Origin of the sequence: Actinoplanes sp. NPDC026619 (genome assembly GCF_040638295.1) — a bacterium.
Lineage (GTDB): Bacteria > Actinomycetota > Actinomycetes > Mycobacteriales > Micromonosporaceae > Actinoplanes.
The window spans coordinates 1-4,206 of record NZ_JBEZYA010000073.1 but is presented as its reverse complement, the minus strand read 5'-3'; the positions used below and the strand labels follow the sequence as shown (position 1 = coordinate 4,206).

Genomic DNA, 4,206 nt, shown 5'->3' with positions numbered 1-4,206 from the left:
GTGGAACTACGTCATCCACCCTGGACTGATCCCCGAAACCTTACGAAACCAGACAATCAACCTCGAACCAACCAGCTAATTCATCGTCGGGCCCTAAAGGCGAGGTTGGCAGGCTTGGCCGCCAACCGGTCCTGGCGCGCCGTGGCAAACTCGGCGAGCGAGCCGGTCTGGCACGTGCCGAAGACCTCGTCGCCCGGGTGCAGGCGTGTCACGCCGGTGCCGACCGCGGCCACCACGCCGGCCACGGCCCGGCCGAGGACCGGCACCCTTGTCCGGCGAAGCCCGGTCGCGAGACGCACGGCCAGGGGACGGCCGGTCATGAAGATCCACACGCCCGGGTCGACGGCCGCGGCGTGTACCCGCACGAGGACCTCGCCCTCGCCGACCTGCGGCGGGTCGATGTCACGGAGCTCGAGCACGTCGGCCGGACCGTACCGGCTACGGGTAATCGCCTTCACGGCGTCTCCTCGTGAATGTCGGGGTAGCCGAACACGTCGTCGAGCGGGACCCGGAACACTCTGGCGATCCGGAAGGCCGTCTCCAGGGTGGGTGAGTAGCGGCCCTGCTCGATGGCGATCAGGGTCTGCCGGGTCACGCCGATGCGCTCGGCCAGCGCGGCCTGGGTCATCTCGCCGTGCGCGAAGCGCAGTGCGCGGATGTGGTTGGTGACCCGCGTCGGCTTCACCACTGCGGCAGGCTCCGGCGGTAGACGACCACCTTGGTGACACCGCCCAGGACGGCCGACAGGACGAAGCAGAGGTAGATCACGTTGGCGATCCAGAACCGGTCCCAGCCGGCCATCGCCATGAGCATCGCGGCGACCGCACCTATCACGACGAACGACTGGCCGACGTGGTCGCCGAGCCGGCCGATTTCCCGGTCGTGTTCGTCGATGGCGCGAGATGCTCCCGGCACCACGACCGCCATGCCGATCTCGGCCAGGATCGATGCGACGATGGCCGCGCCGACCGTCCAGAGCAGGACGCCCGCGTAGGGCACCGCGGACAGCGGATGGCCGCCGGCGCGGCTCGCGAGGACGGCGAGGTAAGCCGAGTAGCCGAGCACGGCGACGATCAACCTGATCCACGCGCGTTTCTCGTCGTGAGTCATGACCGGCCCTTCGGGTGTCAGAAATCTTCGACATGACGAAGGCGGCGAATCTTTGACCCAGTGTCTAGAAAGCATTACATCGGGCTGTGGTCGCGTGCGGCTACCGCTGGACGGATCCGTCCACGAGATCCGTGAGCCCGTGGCGGCGGAGTTGCTCCCGCACCTCGGGTGCGGGGTGCACGACCACGACACTGGCGTCGTTGGCGGCAGCACGGTCGGATCCGTATCGCAGGGCGTCGAGTCCGGCATGGGAGATCGACGGGACGGCCTGGAGGTCCACGACGATGCGTTCCGGTCGCGTGGCCGCCAGGACCATGCGGAACCGGGCTTCGAGGAGATCGACGGCTTCGTCGGAACCGATCTCGCCCTGTGGCTCGATGGCGATCACCATCGCGGGCTCGGGGATCCGGTGGGTGTTGATCCGATACGTCATCGTAGGTCCCTCCAACTCGGCGGTCGTCTCGTCGCGACCGGCGTCATACCTTCGACACTGCACCGGCTTTGTGACGATCAAGGACCAGAACTTCCGCGCTCAGATGACAAGTAGCCTTGTCCGTTCAGCGCCGTCCGGAGAGGACGATTGGTCGGCTCGCCGGTGATGCGGCTCGGTGGAGTTCGTAGCTTGGTCCGTCGGCTCGGGGGCAGACGGAGGTGTTTCGCCCCGGGTTAGATGGAGACATCGAAACCTGGAGAACACCGGCGATGCCTGCACCGAAGAAGTACAACGATGAGCTGCGTGAGCGTGCGACCCGGTTGGCGGTCGAGGCCCGGCGGGATCCGGCGTCCGCGGTCGGCGCGATCCGGCGGATCGCGGGGTCGCTCGGGGTTCATCCGGAGCGTTGCGGACCTGGGTGAAGAAGGCCGAGACCGACGCCGGTGACCGGCCGGGCACCACCAGCAGCGATGCGGAACGTCTCGCCGCGTTGGAACGTGAGAATCGTGAGCTGCGCCGGGCGAACCAGATCCTGAAGTCCGCGGCGAGTTTCTTCGCGGCGGAGCTGTGCGCCACGGGGCGCTGATTGATCGAGGAGGGTGAGAGAACTTCCCGCCGGGCCGTCGCAGCGGTCCGGTCGAAGCCTGAGAGGACGGTTTGTTAGGTTTCCGTAGTTCGTCATCGCTCGATGTCGTGACGTTCGAGCCGGGCCGGTGTCCGGCTGGCGGGTGTGCCGGTTGAGCTGGGCATGGGCGAGCGGAAGGCGTATCCCAGTGACCTCACCGATGAGCAGTGGGCGGTGGTGGGTCCGTTCTTGGATGCGTGGAAAGCGAGGCATCCGTCGGTGTCGGGGCATCAGGGCCGCTACTCGTTGCGGGAGGTCCTGAACTCGATCTTCTATCAGAACCGGACCGGTTGTCAGTGGGCGTATCTGCCGCATGACCTGCCGCCGAAGTCCGCGACGTACTACTACTTCGCGTTGTGGCGTGACGACGGCACCGACCAGGCGATCCATGATCTGCTGCGCTGCCAGGCCAGGGAGAAGGCCGGCCGCCGGGAGGATCCGTCCGCGATCATTCTGGACACTCAGTCGATTAGGGCTGCGAATCATGTTCCGGCCGCGACCACGGGCAAGGACGCCGGTAAGAAGGTGCCGGGACGCAAACGGGGGCTGGCGGTGGACGCGCTCGGGTTGATCATCGCGGTGGTGGTGACCGCGGCGTCGGTCACCGACACCGTGATCGGTGTGCGGCTGTTGGACAAGGTCGTCGAGCACACCCCGACCGTTACCCGGGCCTGGGTGGACGCCGGGTTCAAGCACGACCTGGGCATCCACGGCGCCCTGCTCGGTGTCGATGTTGAGGTGGTCAAGCGATCCGACACCCGGCCGGGGTTCGTGCCGGTCGCGAAGCGGTGGGTGGTCGAGCAGGTCAACGGCACGTTGATGCTGCACCGGCGCCTGGTCCGTGAGTACGAGAGCCGCCCGGAATCGTCGGTGTCACGCACGTTGTGGGCCTCGGCGGCCAACCTCGTGCGCCGGCTGACCGGCACCAGCACACCGTGCTGGCGGGACCCGGCATGAACACGATCACCGTCCTCGACCTGATCGCCGCCCGTGAAACCGCCGCGTCCGCCGCGCTCGATAAACTGCACGAGCAGCAGGCCAAGCTCGCCGCCGAGGTGGCCGCCATCGAGTCCGAGCTGGCTGACCTGGCGACCACCCGCCAGACCCTGACCAAGATCCTCGAACACGAGGTGACCGCATCCGAGCCGGCCATCATCAGCGAGCCCTACCAGCAGATCCTCGCCGTGTTCACCGCCGACCGCGGCACCCTGCGCGCGAAAGACGTCTGCTGCGCCCTGGGCATCGGCACCGAACCCAAGGACACCGAAGGCATCCGCGCCAAGCTGAAACGCCTGGTCAACCGGCGCATCCTGACCGAGACCCAACCCGGCCTATTCGCCCTCACCCCGGAACGGACATAACCTCCCGGACCAACCTCTGACTGGACGTTTCATTAGCCTTGATGGCGTTATGACTGGCTCGGAGACGGGCGAATGTGGCGCCGCCTGGCCGATCCGACCGAATCGCCCTATCAACCGCTTTCCATCTGCGATGAATCGCGCCTTTTAGTAACTCGATCGTGTTTGATTGACTTTCAGCACGGAATCGACGGACTCAGCGTCCTCATGACAGCCTGACCTCACCATATGCCAGGAGAATGACCGACCGCCGCGCGTACCCGTCCGACCTGTCCGACGCCCGCTGGGCCTTGATCGCACCCCGGCTGACCGCCTGGCGCCAAACCCGCACCGACGCCCGCACCAACATCGGCGTCAAGGGCCGCACCCCCACCCACGACCTACGCGAGATCTTCAACGCGATCCTCTACGTCAACCGCACCGGCATCGCCTGGCGTTACCTGCCCCATGACTTCCCTCCACACGCGACGGTCTACGGCTACTTCGCGTTATGGAGCAAGGAAGGGATCTTCACAGAACTCAACTATCAACTCACCGGACTCGTCCGCGACCACCACGGACGCGCCACCGAACCAACCGCATCGATCGGGACTGCCCCCGGTTCGGTTGACTCCTGACCTGTGAGGACGTGAGTCCTCGCTGGGAGGATGTATCCCATGCCGAAAGCGTTCCCGCCGGAG

6 protein-coding genes and 2 pseudogenes are annotated in these 4,206 nt (G+C 66.3%); 4 read left to right on the top strand and 4 right to left on the bottom strand.

The annotated features are described in order from the left end of the window. Positions 1–80: 80 nt before the first annotated feature. From AB0E90_RS51440 to AB0E90_RS51425, 4 genes are all read right to left on the bottom strand, one after another. Positions 81–458: an alcohol dehydrogenase catalytic domain-containing protein gene (locus AB0E90_RS51440; RefSeq protein ID WP_360421155.1), complete on the bottom strand. Its 378-nt coding sequence runs from the start codon at positions 456–458 to the stop codon at positions 81–83. Further along, positions 455–688, bottom strand: a complete 234-nt coding sequence (locus AB0E90_RS51435; protein ID WP_360421153.1) for a helix-turn-helix transcriptional regulator — start codon at positions 686–688, stop codon at positions 455–457. The genes AB0E90_RS51440 and AB0E90_RS51435 overlap by 4 nt, the downstream gene beginning before the upstream one ends. Then, the gene (locus tag AB0E90_RS51430) at positions 682–1,110 is read right to left on the bottom strand and encodes a hypothetical protein (protein ID WP_360421151.1); all 429 of its coding nucleotides are present in this window, start codon (positions 1,108–1,110) and stop codon (positions 682–684) included. Before AB0E90_RS51430 ends, AB0E90_RS51435 begins: the two co-directional genes overlap by 7 nt. A gap of 100 nt (positions 1,111–1,210) precedes the next feature. Beyond that, positions 1,211–1,543: an STAS domain-containing protein gene (locus AB0E90_RS51425; RefSeq protein WP_360421149.1), complete on the bottom strand. Its 333-nt coding sequence runs from the start codon at positions 1,541–1,543 to the stop codon at positions 1,211–1,213. 401 nt (positions 1,544–1,944) lie between these two features. Between AB0E90_RS51425 and AB0E90_RS51420 the strand changes: the two are divergent. From AB0E90_RS51420 to AB0E90_RS51405, 4 genes and pseudogenes are all read left to right on the top strand, one after another. Further along, positions 1,945–2,111 (top strand): annotated as a pseudogene (locus AB0E90_RS51420) (transposase); the annotation flags it as partial. Between the two features lie 180 nt (positions 2,112–2,291). Then, the gene (locus AB0E90_RS51415) at positions 2,292–3,125 is read left to right on the top strand and encodes an IS5 family transposase (protein ID WP_360421156.1); all 834 of its coding nucleotides are present in this window, start codon (positions 2,292–2,294) and stop codon (positions 3,123–3,125) included. After that, positions 3,122–3,529 carry a hypothetical protein gene (locus tag AB0E90_RS51410; RefSeq protein WP_360421147.1) on the top strand — a complete coding sequence of 136 codons (408 nt, stop codon included), beginning with the start codon at positions 3,122–3,124 and terminating at the stop codon, positions 3,527–3,529. The genes AB0E90_RS51415 and AB0E90_RS51410 overlap by 4 nt, the downstream gene beginning before the upstream one ends. A 236-nt stretch (positions 3,530–3,765) precedes the next feature. After that, a pseudogene (locus AB0E90_RS51405) lies at positions 3,766–4,113 on the top strand (transposase); the annotation flags it as partial. Positions 4,114–4,206: the final 93 nt, after the last annotated feature.